At 50.0% G+C, this 16,365-nt stretch carries 14 protein-coding genes; 5 read left to right on the top strand and 9 right to left on the bottom strand.

Going from position 1 to position 16,365, the window contains the following annotated elements:
• Positions 1 to 197: 197 nt before the first annotated feature.
• Both ACO0LC_RS01490 and ACO0LC_RS01485 read right to left on the bottom strand, forming a co-directional pair.
• Positions 198 to 1,763: an amidase gene (locus ACO0LC_RS01490; RefSeq protein ID WP_422999914.1), complete on the bottom strand. Its 1,566-nt coding sequence runs from the start codon at positions 1,761 to 1,763 to the stop codon at positions 198 to 200.
• Between the two features lie 11 nt (positions 1,764 to 1,774).
• On the bottom strand, positions 1,775 to 2,158 hold the full coding sequence (locus ACO0LC_RS01485) for a SirB2 family protein (protein WP_422999912.1): 384 nt from the start codon (positions 2,156 to 2,158) through the stop codon (positions 1,775 to 1,777).
• A gap of 161 nt (positions 2,159 to 2,319) precedes the next feature.
• On the opposite strand from ACO0LC_RS01485, the gene ACO0LC_RS01480 reads away from it, so the two are divergent.
• The 3 genes from ACO0LC_RS01480 (at position 2,320) to ACO0LC_RS01470 (ending at position 8,871) form a co-directional block, all read left to right on the top strand.
• Positions 2,320 to 3,144: a D-hexose-6-phosphate mutarotase gene (locus ACO0LC_RS01480; RefSeq protein WP_422999910.1), complete on the top strand. Its 825-nt coding sequence runs from the start codon at positions 2,320 to 2,322 to the stop codon at positions 3,142 to 3,144.
• 182 nt (positions 3,145 to 3,326) lie between these two features.
• Positions 3,327 to 6,083, top strand: a complete 2,757-nt coding sequence (locus ACO0LC_RS01475; RefSeq protein ID WP_422999908.1) for a M16 family metallopeptidase — start codon at positions 3,327 to 3,329, stop codon at positions 6,081 to 6,083.
• A gap of 70 nt (positions 6,084 to 6,153) precedes the next feature.
• Positions 6,154 to 8,871: a M16 family metallopeptidase gene (locus tag ACO0LC_RS01470; RefSeq protein WP_422999906.1), complete on the top strand. Its 2,718-nt coding sequence runs from the start codon at positions 6,154 to 6,156 to the stop codon at positions 8,869 to 8,871.
• A gap of 64 nt (positions 8,872 to 8,935) precedes the next feature.
• Here ACO0LC_RS01470 and ACO0LC_RS01465 read toward each other — a convergent pair whose 3' ends face one another.
• The gene (locus tag ACO0LC_RS01465) at positions 8,936 to 9,553 is read right to left on the bottom strand and encodes a YcbK family protein (RefSeq protein ID WP_423000199.1); all 618 of its coding nucleotides are present in this window, start codon (positions 9,551 to 9,553) and stop codon (positions 8,936 to 8,938) included.
• Between the two features lie 205 nt (positions 9,554 to 9,758).
• Between ACO0LC_RS01465 and ACO0LC_RS01460 the strand changes: the two genes are divergently transcribed.
• Entirely contained in the window at positions 9,759 to 10,958 is a 1,200-nt protein-coding gene (locus ACO0LC_RS01460) for a GIN domain-containing protein (RefSeq protein ID WP_422999904.1), read from the top strand.
• A gap of 209 nt (positions 10,959 to 11,167) precedes the next feature.
• Positions 11,168 to 11,950, top strand: coding sequence for a substrate-binding periplasmic protein (locus tag ACO0LC_RS01455; protein ID WP_422999902.1), 783 nt, complete (start codon positions 11,168 to 11,170; stop codon positions 11,948 to 11,950).
• A gap of 16 nt (positions 11,951 to 11,966) precedes the next feature.
• On the opposite strand, the gene ACO0LC_RS01450 is transcribed toward ACO0LC_RS01455, so the two are convergent.
• From ACO0LC_RS01450 to ACO0LC_RS01425, 6 genes are all read right to left on the bottom strand, one after another.
• A complete protein-coding gene (locus ACO0LC_RS01450; protein WP_422999900.1) occupies positions 11,967 to 12,383 on the bottom strand; it encodes a hypothetical protein in 417 nt (138 codons plus the stop codon).
• A gap of 136 nt (positions 12,384 to 12,519) precedes the next feature.
• Positions 12,520 to 13,518: an acyltransferase family protein gene (locus tag ACO0LC_RS01445; protein WP_422999898.1), complete on the bottom strand. Its 999-nt coding sequence runs from the start codon at positions 13,516 to 13,518 to the stop codon at positions 12,520 to 12,522.
• Entirely contained in the window at positions 13,424 to 13,657 is a 234-nt protein-coding gene (locus ACO0LC_RS01440; protein ID WP_423000217.1) for a hypothetical protein, read from the bottom strand. Before ACO0LC_RS01440 ends, ACO0LC_RS01445 begins: the two co-directional genes overlap by 95 nt.
• A gap of 124 nt (positions 13,658 to 13,781) precedes the next feature.
• Positions 13,782 to 14,687 carry a TraB/GumN family protein gene (locus ACO0LC_RS01435; RefSeq protein WP_422999896.1) on the bottom strand — a complete coding sequence of 302 codons (906 nt, stop codon included), beginning with the start codon at positions 14,685 to 14,687 and terminating at the stop codon, positions 13,782 to 13,784.
• 118 nt (positions 14,688 to 14,805) lie between these two features.
• Positions 14,806 to 15,435: a pyridoxamine 5'-phosphate oxidase family protein gene (locus ACO0LC_RS01430; protein ID WP_422999894.1), complete on the bottom strand. Its 630-nt coding sequence runs from the start codon at positions 15,433 to 15,435 to the stop codon at positions 14,806 to 14,808.
• A gap of 40 nt (positions 15,436 to 15,475) precedes the next feature.
• A complete protein-coding gene (locus ACO0LC_RS01425; protein ID WP_422999892.1) occupies positions 15,476 to 16,222 on the bottom strand; it encodes a substrate-binding periplasmic protein in 747 nt (248 codons plus the stop codon).
• Positions 16,223 to 16,365: the final 143 nt, after the last annotated feature.

Raw genomic sequence — 16,365 nt, 5'->3', positions numbered from 1 at the left:
TGCACTCATTTTTACTCACAATTTAAGTTGCCAATTCGATAGATAAATTCAATCAAACTTCCTAGAAGAAAGCAAAGCTAACCGAAGTCACAGGCATGAGAGTTTATGAAAAATGGAGGCCACGCCTAGAGAAGAATATGAAGAACTCCATCATGCCCTTCATAATGGAGTCGAGGAAAGGACTGGCCTTCGCCAGATTATTTTGCCTCAGCGGTTGCTGTCGTTGCCAAAGTAGGTGCTGGCAGGGCTGGTCTGGCTTGTTCAAAGGCATAGCCCATATTGAGCAATTTGGCTTCTGACCAGGCACCGGCAAACAGTGAGAGGCCAACTGGCAAACCCCTGACCTGGCCCATGGGCACGGTCAGATGGGGGTAACCGGCAACTGCAGCCGGGCTACTGGAACTGCCCTCTACTGTGTCGCCCGCTTTATAGTCTATCAGCCAGGCTGTGCCTGTGGTCGGTGCGATCAGGGCATCGAGTTTATATTTTTTGAGCACTGCATCAATGCCCAGCTTGCCAGCGCGCAGTTTGATACGGGCACTGGCCTGGCGGTAGGCGGCGTCACTGAGCTTGCCCTTGGCTTGCGCCTGCTCCATCAATTCCTGGGCAAAATAAGGCATGACAGTATCCGCATGTTGCTTATTGTAGGCGATCACATCAGCCATGCTGCGGGTTTTGACACTCGCAGGTGTCTTGGCCAGATAGGCATTCAGGTCAGCCTTGAATTCATACAGCAAGACGGTCAGTTCGTCTTTGTCCAGCTCTTCGAGGTAAGGCAGGTCTATCTGGTCTACCACGGTGGCTCCCTGTGCGATCAGGATAGCCAGGCTCTTGTCGAACAAGGCCTTGGTGTCGGCATCATAGCCATCCACCATTTTGCGTACTATGCCCAGGCGTTTGCCTTGCAAGGCTGTGGTTTGCAAGCCTGCCGTATAGTCTTTACTGCGCAGACGGTCTGCCTGGCGGGTGGCAACGTCCTGTTTATCACTGCCAGCCATGGCGTTCAAGAGCATGGCAGCATCACGTACATTCAGGGTCATGGGCCCGGCCGTATCCTGGCTATGGCTGAGCGGGACTATGCCAGTACGGCTGACCAGGCCTATAGTGGGTTTCAAACCCACCAGGCCATTTACTGATGCGGGGCAGACGATGGAGCCATCCGTTTCTGTGCCTATCGCCGCCGGGATCAGACGTGCTGCCACCGCCGCACCTGAGCCTGCGCTGGAACCACAGGGACTGCGCTCCAGGGCATAGGGATTGCGGGTTTGGCCGCCTGCGCTACTCCAGCCACTGCTGGACTGGTTGGAGCGCAGATTTGCCCATTCACTGAGATTGGCCTTGCCCAGGATGATGGCACCGGCAGCGCGCAAACGTGCCACCAGGGGTGCGTCTTGCTCGGCCAGGTTATCAGCCAAAGCGGTTGAACCAGCGGTAGTTACCATGCCACGGGCGGCGATATTGTCTTTCAAGAGCAGGGGCAAGCCAGCCAGGCTGCCACGGGCTGTCTTTTGCTGGTCCACCGCCTGCGCATCAGCCCTGGCCTGGGGATTGCGTGTAGTGACTGCCTGTATGCCAGGGTTATACATTTGTATACGCGCATCATAGGTATCGTAAATTTGCTGCGCGGTAGTCTTACCTGACTGTAAGTCTTGCGCCAGTTCATGCAGGGTATCACTGGCACTGGCATGAGGTGCATTTAGCAGAGGCAGGGCGGCAAGTATGCTGAGGCTGAGGTGGCGCAAGCGCGATGGACGGCACGTCATGAATGTTTCCTTCAGATGGGAATAGCTTGCCTGCTCAGGGCAACGCTGATGATATAGGCAAAAGTCAGGATGGCAGCGGCGAAGGCGGCAGTGCGTATTGCTGGCGTCTTGCCACGTTTAAGGGCAATGGTACCCAATACGATATACAACAACAAGGCCAGCAATTTGGCAGTCAGCCAGTTTTGCTGGAAGGGGTATTGCCCACTCATGACAGCCAGTGTCAGGGCACTGGCAAGCAAAAGCGTATCGATCAAATGCGGCACTATCCTGACCCAGCGCTGATTCAACAGTACAGAGTCACGCATCCTCCAAAAGCCGCGCAACAAAAACAAGCTGCCACTCAAGCCTACGCAAGTCAGGTGCAGGTGTTTGATGGCGAGATAGCTGATGGACATGATAGACGACAATCCCTAGTATATTTTTGTGCTTGCAATACTAACCGAAAGCGGCTGCTTTTTGTCATCATGATTTGCTGTTAAAGCAGCTTAAAGCAGTAGCGTTTTGCTCACTATCTATTACACTGGCAAATATTCCTATCTACAGAAAGAAAGCCTGCATGAATTTCCTCGACATCCACTCCCAAGACGGTGCCACAGCAAAAATTGCCAGCCAGGGCGCACATCTATGTTCCTGGATACCTGCCAGTGGAGTGGAGCAATTATTCATGAGCAAGAGCACGGCTTTCCAGGAGGGTGTGGCTATACGTGGCGGCGTACCGGTGGTGTTTCCACAGTTTTCCAACCAGGGCACTCTGCCCAAGCATGGCTTTTCCCGCAACTCTGAATGGAAGCTCTTGCAATCTGGCTTGCTGGCAAACGGAGCCGCCGAAGCGGTCTATGAACTCAGGGAAAATATCGCCCGCCTGACAATATGGCCGCATGTCTTCCGCGCCCAGTTGCGTATCTGCATAGGCGGCAATGCCTTGCAAATGGCCCTGGAGATTGAGAATACCGGCGACACCAATTTCAGCTTCACGACAGCCTTGCACACTTACCTGGCGGTGCAGGATATTGCCGAAATCAGCCTGCATGGTTTGCAAGGCTTGCATTATCGTGACACTGTCAATGGTGCTGCACATTGCCTCGAAGCTGATCCCTTTTTGCGTATTTCTGGTGAAACTGACCGCATTTATGGCGCTGTACCAACACAACTGGAGCTGCGTCAGAAAGAACAAACTACCCTCATACGCAGCAGCGGTTTTGCTGATGCCGTCGTCTGGAATCCAGGTGCGGCAGCAGCCAATATCAATGATATGGAAGCCGGCGGCGAGCAACGCATGCTCTGTGTGGAAGCTGCCACTATTTTGCGCCCCATCAACCTGGCACCAGGCGATAGCTGGAGTGGCAGCCAGACACTGGAAGTGATCGCCACAGGCAGTTGACAAACAAGCACATTTAACACATAGTTACAATTGAGCATATTGCCAATACTGGCTTTATGCAACAAACATCGTCTATCCATATGACAAAATAGCTGCAACTTTCTCTATTTTCATCAATCTTATCTGCCAGCTTACCCGCCTGGCGGATTTACTTTGTTTTCAATTCCAGATGATAGGATTTTATGCAACAACTATGCTCAGCCACGCAATTTAGCCTCAAACCCATTTTGCGCGCCCTTGTACTAGGAGGAGTTTTTCTCTTCAATGCGCCCGCAGCCCTGGCAGACAATCTGCCCAAAGGCGTCAGCCAGATCAGCAGCGTGGAAGGTATTACTGAATACCGTTTGCCAAATGGCTTGCGTGTTTTACTGATGCCAGATGCATCCAAACCTACCGTCACAGTCAATGTGACTTATCTGGTCGGTTCGCGTCATGAAAACTATGGCGAAACCGGCATGGCGCATTTGCTGGAACACCTGATGTTCAAGGGCACGCCGACCAATCCTAAAATCACGGAAGATTTCAATAAGCGTGGCATGCGCATCAATGGCACGACTTCCCTGGACCGCACCAATTATTTTGAACTATTCCAGGCTAGTGATGAAAACCTGAAATGGGCGCTGGAGATGGAAGCCGACCGCATGGTTAATTCCAATATAGCGAAAAAAGACCTCGACACCGAGATGACCGTAGTACGCAATGAATATGAGCGTGGCGAAAATTCACCCGGTGCAGTGCTGATGAAACGTCTGCAAAGCGTGGCTTTTGACTGGCATAACTATGGCAATTCCACCATAGGTAACCGCAGTGATATAGAGAACGTCAAGATAGAAAACCTGCAAGCCTTTTACCGTCAGTACTACCAGCCAGATAATGCCGTGTTGTTGGTGGCAGGTAAATTCGAGGCAGAGAAAGCCTTGCAATGGATAAATGCGTCCTTTGGCAAAATAGCCAAACCTACCCGCAGCCTGCCTCAGTTCTGGACCACTGAGCCTACCCAGGATGGTGAGCGCAGCTTTGTCGTGCGCCGCAAGGGTGATACCCAGATGGTCATGATCGCCTATAAAGTACCGGCTGGTTTGCACCATGACCGCGATGCCCTCAATTATGCAGGCAGCATACTGGCAAGTGCACCACATGGTCGGCTGCACAAACAACTGGTAGAGAGCGGCAAGCTGGTGCAGGTATTCTCAAGTAGCATGGGGCATGTTGAGCCTGGTCTCGCCATCATCGGCGCGGTCGTCAAAAAAGGCGAATCTGTCGAAACTGCCAGAGATGCACTGCTGGCAGGCATAGAGGACTTCAAGAAGAATCCACCGACCAAGGAAGAACTTGAGCGCCTGCAACGCGAGAATGCCAATTACTATGAAAAGCTGCTGAATAATCATGAATCCATAGGCATCAGCATGTCTGAATATATCGCCATGGGTGACTGGCGCTATCTGTTCAAGGACAGGGACGATGCTGGCAAAGTTACAGCAGAAGAAGTCACTACGGCCGTAACAAAGTATCTGGTACGCGACAACCGTACTGTCGGTACATTCATCCCTGAAGATAATCCACAACGTGCCGAAATACCGGCTGCGCCAAGTATTGCAGAGGTCATGAAAGACTTCAAACCGAAAGCAGCAACGCTGACTGGCGAAGTGTTTGACCCATCACCGGCAAATATCGACAAACGCACACAGCTAAGCAATATCGGCAATCTGCAAGTGGCCTTGCTTCCTAAAAAGACCCGCGGTGAGACTGTGAACGTCTCTCTGAATTTGCATTGGGGTGATGAAAAAACCCTGTTCGGCAAAGCTACCGCAATAGGCTTTACCGGCGGCTTGCTCGCTACAGGGACCAGCAAATATAGCCGTGCCCAGCTGGCAGATGAAATGTCCAAACTGAAAATGAGTGGCGGCCTGTATTCATTCCAGACCACCAGGGCCAATTTACCAGCAGCGCTGGCGCTGGTGGCGCATGTCTTGAAAGATGCCAACTTCCCTGAGAGTGAATTCAAGCAAATGCAGGAAAAAGCCCTGGTCGGTACCGAAGCTTCACGCAATGAACCTTCCGCCATTGCCAGCCGCGCCATGGCGCAGCATTTTAATACCTATCCTAAAGGCGACGTACGTGCCTCGCTGACACTGGATGAAACTTTAGAAGCCATACGCAATGTCAAGCTGGAAGACATCAAGGCTTTCCATAAAAATTTCTATGGTGTCTCCAAAGGTGAATTGTCCATCGTCGGTGATTTTGACGTGGATAGCACCAAACAGACTGTCGCCAAAGTATTTGATGGCTGGACCAGCAAGTCACCCTATACCCGCCTGGCAAGCAAACGCGAAGAAATCCCCGCAGTACGCAAGACTTTCAATACTCCAGACAAGGAAAACGGTATCTATTCCAGCCGCATGAACCTGAGTTTGCGGGAAGATGATGCTGACTTCCCTGCACTGCGTATAGCCAACTATATTTTTGGTGGCGGTGCTGGTATGAACTCGCGCGTTATGGAACGCATACGCCAAAAAGATGGTTTGTCTTACGGTGGTGGTTCCAGCCTGACTGCGGGTGAAATAGACCCGACCGGCAGCTTTAGCATCAGTGCCACGGCAGCACCGCAAAACCTGGAAAAACTGGAAGCCGCCATCAAGGAAGAACTGGCACGCGCCCTCAAAGATGGTTTCACTGCCGATGAGCTGGCCAAGGCCAAATCCGGACTCTTGCAACAAAGAGTACAGGGGCGCACCAGTGACGGTGCCGTCGCCAGCGGCTGGAACAGCAATCTCTACCTGAAACGCACATGGGCATGGTCACAAGCCATGGACGACAAGATACAGGCACTGACCGTCGAGCAGGTGAACGATGCCTTCCGCCGTTATATAGACCCGGCAAAAATGAGTATCTTTATCGCAGCCGATGAAGCCAAGGCCAAAGCCGCTACCACTAAATAAATTTACATTTATCTTCAAACCGGAAATCTGAGATTTCCGGTTTTTTTATTGCGAATTTTCAAGCTCCATCATGCACACATTTAAAACGCCCGTCCTTGCGCTCACTCTTGCCATATGCATGCTATCGCTACACAGTCCGGCACTGGCAGCTCCTGCCTTGCCTGCCAACATAGTGCAGGTGCAAACCGTAGAGGGCATCACTGAATATCGCTTGCCAAACGGATTCAGGTTCTTGCTGATGCCTGACAATTCCACGTCGACGACGACAGTCGGTATGACGTATCTGGTCGGCTCCAGGAACGAGGGTGCAGGACAAACTGGTTATGCGCATTTGCTTGAGCATATGTTATTCAAGGGCAGTAAAAATTATCCACAAATTTCCAGACAGATGAATGAAAAAGGCATGTACTCAAATGCCATGACCTTTCCAGATCGCACACACTATTTCGCCAACTTTGAGGCGAATGACAGCGAGCTCAACTGGTTCTTGAGTATGGAAGCAGACCGCATGCAAAATGCCCGCATCCTGAAATCAGAACTCGACACAGAGATGACGGTAGTACGTAATGAACTTGAGCGCAGGGAGAATAATGCGCACGATGCGCTGAAGCGCCGGGTACAGTCGGTAGCCTTTGACTGGCATGGCTATGGCCATAGTGTCATCGGTGAAAAAAGCGATATTGAGAATGTCAACATAGAATCATTACAGCGGTTGTACCATCATTATTACCGGCCTGATAATGTGGTATTGCTGGTAGCAGGCAAGTTTGATACTGGCACGGTGTTACAGACCATCTCACGTGAGTTTGGCAGTATTCCAGCACCTAAATCTGCCTTGCCGAATATTCCTACGATAGAACCGGCACAGCAGGGTGAACGTCAGATCATCCTCAGAAAAAAAGAAAACGCCGACGCAGTCATACTTGCCTACCACCTACCCTCACTATTGCATCCAGACCACGTCAGCTTGAAATTCGCCGCCTTCATGCTGAGTGCTGGCCGCGAATTGAGAAATGAGGCTGGCGACATATTTCCCGCCAATCCGGGCGTAGGTTTTCATCTCGAAGGCACGGCCCAGAATGGCTTGATTTTTTTTGGTCATAGTAATGCGCCAGGTAGTCTCGATGAAAACAGCGCTAAAGGCTTGACCAAGGTCATAGAAACTTTTGGGAAAAATACCTGGCCGCAGCAAGAACTGGATTTTATCAAGAGCAAATATGTGATGGGCTTTTCAGCTACCATGAATGACCCCCGTGTCCTGAATTTCTGGATCTCGGAATACATCGCAGCCGGAGACTGGCGCTCGATGTTTCTGGAAAAGGATCGTATGCTCAGCATGACGAGTGAACAAATACAAAAAGCCGCATTGCGTTATTTTGTCAGGGAAAACCGTACTACAGGCATGCTGCTGTCAGAAGAGAAAAGCACAGACAGTGGCATCCCCCCGGTTCCCAAAGCCAGTGAGGCACTCAAAGGATTTTCTCATCGCGATGAATATGCTACGGTCGCTGAATTCGATACCTCGGCCGAAAATATTCAACAAAGTACCCGTAGACTCAAGATAGGAAATATAGAAGCAGCCTTGCTGGCAAAACCCACGCGTGGCCAGGCCGTGAGCGTAGAGTTGGTCTTGCACTGGGGAGATGAAAAGTCCCTGGCTGGCAAACGCTGGATAGAGAACCTGACCGCGCAAGTTTTGCCGAATGGCACCAATTCTTATGGAAAAGAAAGCCTGGATGCTGAACGGGTAAAAGCCCATATACGCGGTGGCACCACCAAGTTCACCACAGACAAGGCGCATCTGAAACAAGCCCTCCAGCTGATGATGTTGAATCTAAAAGAACCTAATCTTGCCCAGGTCTACAGCGCGCTCTCCAATGAACGGCTGCTGTGGACGAAATCAGCCAGCACACCAGAGCGCATGGCCAGGGACGAGCTGGCCAGACATTTCAACAATTTTCCACCAGGAGACGTACGTTCCCTGGAAACCTCACAGCAAGTGCTCACTGCATTGAGCACCGTCAGGGCAACTGATCTGATTGATTTTCACAAGCAGTTTTATGGTGCCAGTAACGGTCATATTGCCATCGTTGGTGATTTTGATATAGAAGAGACCAAGGCGGTATTGGAACAAGAATTCCAGGCATGGGAAAGCAAATCACCCTATCAGCCTGCCCACCAGCACTTTATCGAACGGCAGCCATTACGTAAATTTCTGGATACACCAGGCAAAGAAAATGGCACTTTCCTGGGACAACTGGATGTCCCGGTTGGCATTAATGAGGCCGATTTTACCGCCTTGACGGTTGCCAGTTATTTGCTGGGTAGCCACCCTATAGAATCCAGGCTGGGCAGACGCGTGCGCCTGAAGGAAGGCTGGAGTTATGGTGTCACTTCCAGCCTGACCCCATATGCCACAGATGCTGTCAGCAACTGGGAAATCACGGCAAGTGCCGCCAGCACGAATATAGAGAAACTCAAACAGGCAATCCTGGAAGAAATGCAATTGCTGGTCATCAATGGCTTTACGCAAAATGAATTGCAAGTGGCCAAATCTTCCTTAAGCCATTTGCAGCTGCAAGCCAGATACAATAATGATTATCTGGCGACAGAATGGAGTAGTCTCTTGCATCAAGGTGTCGATTACTCCTGGCAAATCCAAAGGGATGCGGCCTTGCAAAATCTGAGCCTGGAACAATTGAACAAGGCCACCAGACAATATCTGCAACCAGACCGCTGGAGCATCGTTACCACCGGTGATGCCAGCAAGATACCCAAGAACCCTTAACGCCTGTTGCCGACCTAGTGCGCGTGCGTGATCGGGGCTGATGTACTGAGTCTGGTCGCCAGACTCAGCCCTTCCAGCTCCTTTGCAAGCCGGTATCGGTATGTATCCAGCCACCGTTGGCGGTCTGGCGATAATAGAAGCCGACACCGCCCTGACGGAAGCTTTGTATCAGTTCACCCAGGATTTCTTCATGCAACTGGGGGATGCGTATATCCGCCGCCTTACCTTCCATATGCAGGGATTTGCGGGCGGCGGGGACACCCTGTTCTATCAGGCGCATATTGGAAGCCTGGGTGCGAAAGCCGGACAATACTTCCAGGGGCCTGGTCATGCCCAGGCGGGCGATATAGGCCTGGGTGGCCCACAGGGTTTCCAGCAATTTAGGATCTATCGGGGCCGTTTCTTTGCCATTCACGTCACGCAGCAAATGGCAGAGTTGCTGGTAGGCTGACTCCAGTACATCGCCATCTTTCCAGTACAGCAGCTTGCTGCGCTCGCCGGTCGCCGGGCGTATCAGGTCCAGGGTACGGGGCTTGACCCAGAATTCTATATCCAGTGACTGCGAATCAAACAAGTCGGGCGGCGGCGTTGGTTCTGCTGCCTGCAACAGTGCATGCGGGGCGACCAGGCCGGCACTGCCGAGCAAGAGTCCCTTTTTTAATAGTTGACGGCGGGTAGGCATCATACTTTGTTCTTGGTTTGACGATGAAAACCAGCTTAGTGTACATCTGCTGGAAAAACAAATGGCAGCTGTTGCAAAGGCTTACGTTTTATCCGGCAAATTTGCAGTTGATGGCTAGAAAATGGCATTCTGTCTTGTTGCACGATGAAATCCAGGCAAAACAACATTACACTAGGCACCTGTTTAATCTTTCCCCTACGATATCATGTACAAATCATTCGGATGTCTGTTGTTGCTCACGCTCTCACTCAGCGCTTGTGAAGTCAGGGTCAATGGCGATGCCATCAAGGGTAGTGGCAAAATCATGACCGAGCAGCGCACGGTGACTGAATTCAGCGCCATAGAAAACGCTGGCTTCTTTGATGTAGTCGTGATGAGTGGGACTACTGCTGCGGTGGAAATCAGTGGCGATGATAATCTGGTGCCAGAAATAGAAACCGTGGTGGAAAACAAGGTCCTGATCATACGCAGCAAGCGCAAGTCCTATAGTTTCACCTGGAATAATCGCCCGGGCACAGTCACGGTCACGGTCAATAGCCTGAACCGCATTAATAATACCGGCAGTGGCGACATGGATGTGCGTAACCTGCAGTCAGATAATCTGGCGCTGAATCTGAATGGCTCTGGCGATATCAAGATCAGCGGCAAGGTCGGCACCCTGAAATTGGCCGCCTCTGGCAGCGGCGATATCGATTTGCAGCAACTGCAAGTCGGCAAGGCAGAAGTGGAAATTCACGGCCCGGGTGACACGCATATGCACAGCATCACCCAGTCACTCGATGCCAGCCTGAATGGCAGTGGTGAATTAAGTGTGGACGATTTGCAATCGGTGCCTGTGAAACTGGTACAGCATGGGCCTGGAGACGCAACATTGTCGGGTAAGGTAAAAGCGCTGGATCTGGTCATGTCTGGTTCAGGCGATGCAAAGATTCATGATATCCAGGCTGAGCAAGTGAATATTCGTGCCAGTGGCCCTGGTGAAATCGAACTCAGTGGCGAAGTCGCCAACCTGAGCCTGAACAGCAGCGGATCTGGTGATGTCAATGCAGACAATTTGAAAATCAAGGATTTGCAAGTCGTCAATAGCGGCCCTTCCAACCAGAGCTATACCGGCATCAGCGGTATACTCAAACTGGAAAATGCCGGTTCCGGTGATTTTGAGGTAGATTTGCAATCTGAAGCGGCTCTGGAAATTATCATGAATGGTCCGGGTGAAACCAGGCTGAAAGGCAGGGCCAAGAGCTTGAATGCCAAATTGACCGGTAGCGGCGACTTGCGCGCCAGTGAACTGTTGCTCGATAGCGCCAGTATCAAGGTGACCGGCCCTAGCGAAGCCGAAGTCAATGTTAAAAAGGCCGGTGGCTCGCGTACCGTCAGGATAGATAGAAATGGGGTAGCAGATTAAGACATGCAGGACTGATTCCCACCAGACAAAAAAAGGGTACATGCTCATGGCATGTACCCTTTTTTGTTTTTTTAGTATCTCTAGCGAATATCTGGTTTGCCATATTTAACAGAGATTGTGGCATGACCAGCCCTCAACATGCCAGGGCCAGCAGCCAAAGCAGATAAATTGCGCTAAGATAAAGCGACAGAGATCAGCCCGGAATAACAATGCCAAGCTACGCGCGCTTACTTGCCTGCACCCTGCTTGTTTGCGCCTGCTGGGTCGATGTAGTGCATGCGCAGGCCAGACAAAACGCTGTATTGCTGATGAGTGAGGAACTCGATGGCAAAGGGGCCGTCATTCCGCTGTCGAATGAAGTCATGGATCTGCTACGCTATCTGGAGTTGCATAGCAAACTCACATTCGAGGTAAGACGTTATCCCTGGAAAAGGGCGCTGGAAAATGCGGCAAACGGTGAAGGCCTGATCTTTGGCATCTCGAAAACCCGCGAACGCCTGCGCCTGTTTACATTCAGCCTGCCCATCTTTGCCGATCAGGCTGTGCTGGTGACTTTATGCAGTGCCAGATTCAGTTATAACTCTGTGAATGATTTGAAGGGTAAGACCATAGGCATAGTGCGCGGCACCAGCTATGGTGAAGAATTTGACCGGCTCAGCAATGTCTTGTTCAAGGTCGAAGATGACACTGGCAATAACCTGGGTCGCTTCAGGAAATTATTCATGCGCCGCATGGATGCTTTTTTATTATATAGCTCGACGACCAATACCAGCCGTCTGGAAAATTATATCAACCAGCAATATGCAACAGAATTTGCTGACAAGTCGACAAATAACAAACTGTTTTGCATATTGCCCAAACCCGTGTCTTCTGTGGATATCCATATTGCCATACGTCTTGACCATGATGCCGGTTTGCTGCAGCAAATCGACCAGGCCATATTGCGCGGACGCCAGGATGGGGAACTGGCGCGGATTTACTCGTCCAGGTAAGGCGAGCATCACCAGATCAGGCTGATCTGGCACCCTTGTATTGATGCCGCAAGACCAGGCGGCTGCTGGCGATGAGGCTATTCAAGCCGAGTAGCAGTTGTATCAATACATGTCCAGGCAAAGCCCAGACTTGCCCACGTGGTGGTGGCGTGCGCGTCACGGCAGTCAAGACTGGTGTCACCCATAATGCCTCTTCAGTCAGGTCCAGCAAGACATCGCCATCAGAATTGGTGTGCAGGTACAGCTGACCACCATGCACCAGGCTCAGACATATGCCCTGGCCTGTGGTGGGCTTGTCACCCAGGGCCTGCTGTAATTCGCGGTGTTGCAAATCCATCCAGGCTTCGACATCAAGCGCCGTTTCCAGGGAAATCCAGGGGTGCTCTTGTAAAGAGGGGGGCGTATCAGATGGCAGATTGTCATTAAACATCATTTTGTTTCTTTATTGCTTGTCCACAACCCCGGAAGTAATGAGGCAAGCATTAAGTGCTAAAGCCGCATTTTGACACAAATGTTTATAGCAGCACGGGCTAAGTGGCACGGTATGCCCATGCAAATATTAAAAAAAATTACATGTTTTTCCTGAGCATCCGTTTAGACATCCCGTAGTGAACTATAGTCTTTCCAAATGAGTTGGTCGGCATTTCTACAAAAATATGGATCGCATAGGCAAGCGCAGTGACGACAAAGAGAGCCAGCAAGACAGATAAATAAAATGAACAGGCGTAAGACATCAGAATTTTTATCATGACATACCCGGCCAGTGAATGCACCAGATACAAAGGAAAACTGATATCCGCGAGAAAATCGAACAAGCGGTTTTTCCTGAATGTATTTCTGAAGACATAGGCCAGTGAAAAGAGCACAAATCCAAAAAAATAAATCTTCGTCACAATAGGAAATTGATCTTGTATGCTGCTGCATGACCAGGTCATTGCAAATATCATCAACTGCAGCAATGCGCAGAAAACCAATTTTTGGTTTGGTATCTTTTGTTGATAGGCATAATAAAAAAACAGTCCTATCAACATGAATTGTACATACACAAAGCCGGAAACCAGCATCTTGAGAACAGATAAAAACGCCGCACTATCTGGCGTAGTATGTAAGCTGTTCAAACACCAGTTCAGCATCAATATCGTCAGAGAAAAAATAAAAAATGGCAGAACTTTTCCTTGTCGAATTACCGGGCTCAGGCAGGCTGCAACGAGATAAAATTTTAATTCCACCACCAGCGTCCAGTTGACCAGGTCAACACTGGGTAGCAAAAAGAAATCATTGATCAGGAGGATATTGGATGCCAGAATTTTTGCATTCCAAAAAACTGGCACCCCCCAAAACTGACTGGAGAAATAGACAAATAACAAACCTATGGACAAGCTCATCCAGTAGGTAGGATAGATTCTGAAAAACCGCATGGTCAAAAACTTCGATGAGGCATTCTTCTCAAGAGAGAGCGGAATCACAAAACCACTAATCAGAAAAAAGATCGATACCCCCCAAAGGCCCAAGACCAAAATTGGGGTAGTAGGACATGATATCGTAGACCAGCGGACTGGCCCCGGCATGGACTGGCGAAGCCGTGTAGTAAGACACTGCCTCTCTCATCCCCCAGTACACGCCAAACCAGTGTGAGACCAGCACGAGAACAGCGGCCATACCCCTGAGCTGATGCGCAAATAAAATCTTGTTTTTATCAGATGACATATCTTTACAGCATTTTATCGTTTGGGCATTTTAACAAGGTATGGACATTTCTTAGCCAGGCTAAAAAACAAAGGCGCAGAGTTTAGCACTCTGCGCCTGGCCTCTGGTCATGCACTGACAGGATTTATTTGATTTGCTTTACTTCCAGACCCTGTTTTTCCAGTAATTCGATAATACTATTGGCACCAGACAAGTGACCAGCACCGACCACGATGAAGAGTTTCTTGCCTTGCTCTTGCAAATCCAGGATTTTTTTGGTCATGCCCTGGTTACGGTCATCCAGCAATAATTTCATGAGTTTTTTCGAACCGGCATCTTTATTGGCGGCATCTTGCAGTATTTTTGCCAGCCCTTCGACGTCGCCACTTTTCCAGGCACTGATCATTCCTGCGGTTTCACGCAGGGTGTCACCACTCTTCAAACCCTCCAGGGTTTGGGCCAACATAGCATCCGCATCTTCATCCGGCAGGCTGCCCAGGACACTGGCCTGAAATGCTGTACTTTCCAGCTCAACTATCTCTTTTTTATCTTGCTTGGCGCGCAAGACATAATGCAGGTCCACTCCCTTGGATGCATCATAGCCTTGCTGCCTGAAGACACCGATACTGAGGGCAGTGGCGACAATGGTGGGTTTCAGGCTCTGGAATTGCGTGGCAGCCGGACCGACCATGGATTGCAGGCTTTCCCAGGTGCTTTTCTTGATATGATTTTCCAGTTTATCGGGTGCTGCATAAGTAAAGAAGGGCATGACTTTTTCACTGGCCTTGGCATCCGTGGTGTCAACTTCCACCACCAGGATATCGGCCTGTTTATAAGCAGTCTCTACTGCCTCAGGGAGAGGATAAAAGCTGGCCTTGGCCAGGTGGATGGAACCAAACAGATAGGCGGTATTTTTTTCAGATTTAACTTCCCACAACACCCCTTTGGCTGGCGTTTCTGTCTGGGCAAATGCGTGACTGGCTGCAACAGCCAATCCCAAGACGGCCAGGTATTTGAGCGTCAGCTGAGTAAGTGTAGTCTTGAATTTCATTGTCATTATTTCCATGTGATTATTTAATCTGGTCTGGCGGCTGTGGTATCAGGCGGCACAGGATAACAGAAAGCCTGCACAGATTTCATCCATGCAGGCTATGTGAAGCTTTCCTGGGTTAGTACAAGCTGGCACGTTGCCTGGCAGGTAATTCACTATCGTATTTTTCACCACCGACTTCGTCATTACTGAGTGCTGCCAAAATCGTACCCGGGCTAGCGATCTGCGCTTTTGGTTCCTGGCTGGCACGTTGCCATAATTGCGAACGCAGAATGGCGCGCGCGCATTGGAAATAAACACTCTCCACCTTGATGCGCAACACGCATTTGGGGGCCTTGCCATCCACGGCCATTCTTTCCAGCAGATCAGGATCAACAGAAATGCTGGCCCTGCCATTGACACGCAAAGTTTCACCTATACCAGGAATCAAAAACAAAAGACCAACCTGAGGGTCAAACAGGATATTGCGCAGACTGTCTATGCGGTTATTGCCGCGCCGCTCAGGCAAGAGCAGGGTATGTTCATCTTCGACCACGATGAAACCAGGTGCATCGCCTCTGGGGGAAGCATCAAGGCCATCGACTCCACGTGTGGCCAGCACGGCAAAGGGCGAGGCCTCTATCATCGTGCGGTAATGTGGATGGATATAAGAAACTTCCTTTTTGATGGAGGCTGCGCCGACTACATCAAACAGCTTGGTCAATTGTTCATTGCTGGTAATCAGGTGCGGAGATAGTGAATTCGACATAGTTAGTAAATGATTAAATTAACTGGGAAAACCCCAGACCTCAATTTTTTCCTATGATAGGGGTTTTTCGCCAGTCTGCCCGGGCTTGTGCCAAGGCACGCTCTATAAAACCTTCTTTATGCAATTTTTCCAATTGCTTGTTGATCGCAGGTAAATAGGCTATGCATGGACTTTGTGCAGCAAAACCAAACAGGTTTTGTGAATCAATCAAAAATGGTTGCAAGGCGATGAGCTTGTCGTCAATATTCGCTGATGCTATGTAAGCTTGGCCAACATGATAGCCGGTAATGACATACTCGAAGCGATTCGCCAATAACATGTTGAAAGCGGTTTCCAGGTTATCGGCTTCCCTGACGTTCAAGCGCTCATCCATGAATTCATCAAAGACTGAACCAAAGCGATTACCGCGCGCGATGCCGCCACGCAAGCCTATCAAATCGTCCCACTTGCTAAAAGGTGGAGGACGATCTTTTTTAACAAAGGCAGCGACAGGATTGTTCAGCACCAACTCACTGAAGATTAAAAAACTGCGGCGTTCTGGTGTGATCTTGAGGGTGGTGATGACATCTATGTTGCCATTTTTGGCAGCATACAAAACGCGTTTCCAAGGCCCCAGATAGCGCAGTTCATAGGGCAAACCCAAGTCAGTCAGGATGCGGGTAATAATGACGATACTGGCACCACGCAACTGCTTGCCATCATACCAATGTAAAGGAGGGTAGGCAGGATCTGCCGAGACTATCACACGCTCGCAACTGCTACGCGCCATTGCTGGCAACATGAGCATGTTGCAGAGTATAAAAATAAGCAAGCTAAGCAAACGGTGCATAAATCACTTTTGCAAAATATCTGGCTAATTAGTTCTGGCTATTGGGGTAATCAAAATACATACTCCATGAGCAATATTAGCATTTTTGCTTGTCCAAAAGC

This window comes from Undibacterium sp. JH2W (genome assembly GCF_049340425.1).
Lineage (GTDB): Bacteria > Pseudomonadota > Gammaproteobacteria > Burkholderiales > Burkholderiaceae_D > Undibacterium.
Note: the sequence above shows the minus strand (reverse complement) of the source record. Positions and strands in the feature narration are given on the sequence as shown.

Coding starts and splice junctions, on each gene's coding strand:
- ACO0LC_RS01440 (WP_423000217.1), bottom strand. CDS start 13,657: ATGTCATCTGATAAAAACAAGATTTTATTTGCGCATCAGCTCAGGGGT.
- ACO0LC_RS01490 (WP_422999914.1), bottom strand. CDS start 1,763: ATGACGTGCCGTCCATCGCGCTTGCGCCACCTCAGCCTCAGCATACTT.
- ACO0LC_RS01480 (WP_422999910.1), top strand. CDS start 2,320: ATGAATTTCCTCGACATCCACTCCCAAGACGGTGCCACAGCAAAAATT.
- ACO0LC_RS01460 (WP_422999904.1), top strand. CDS start 9,759: ATGTACAAATCATTCGGATGTCTGTTGTTGCTCACGCTCTCACTCAGC.
- ACO0LC_RS01465 (WP_423000199.1), bottom strand. CDS start 9,553: ATGCCTACCCGCCGTCAACTATTAAAAAAGGGACTCTTGCTCGGCAGT.
- ACO0LC_RS01445 (WP_422999898.1), bottom strand. CDS start 13,518: ATGCCGGGGCCAGTCCGCTGGTCTACGATATCATGTCCTACTACCCCA.
- ACO0LC_RS01470 (WP_422999906.1), top strand. CDS start 6,154: ATGCACACATTTAAAACGCCCGTCCTTGCGCTCACTCTTGCCATATGC.
- ACO0LC_RS01425 (WP_422999892.1), bottom strand. CDS start 16,222: ATGCTCATGTTGCCAGCAATGGCGCGTAGCAGTTGCGAGCGTGTGATA.
- ACO0LC_RS01430 (WP_422999894.1), bottom strand. CDS start 15,435: ATGTCGAATTCACTATCTCCGCACCTGATTACCAGCAATGAACAATTG.
- ACO0LC_RS01435 (WP_422999896.1), bottom strand. CDS start 14,687: ATGAAATTCAAGACTACACTTACTCAGCTGACGCTCAAATACCTGGCC.
- ACO0LC_RS01485 (WP_422999912.1), bottom strand. CDS start 2,158: ATGTCCATCAGCTATCTCGCCATCAAACACCTGCACCTGACTTGCGTA.
- ACO0LC_RS01475 (WP_422999908.1), top strand. CDS start 3,327: ATGCAACAACTATGCTCAGCCACGCAATTTAGCCTCAAACCCATTTTG.
- ACO0LC_RS01455 (WP_422999902.1), top strand. CDS start 11,168: ATGCCAAGCTACGCGCGCTTACTTGCCTGCACCCTGCTTGTTTGCGCC.
- ACO0LC_RS01450 (WP_422999900.1), bottom strand. CDS start 12,383: ATGATGTTTAATGACAATCTGCCATCTGATACGCCCCCCTCTTTACAA.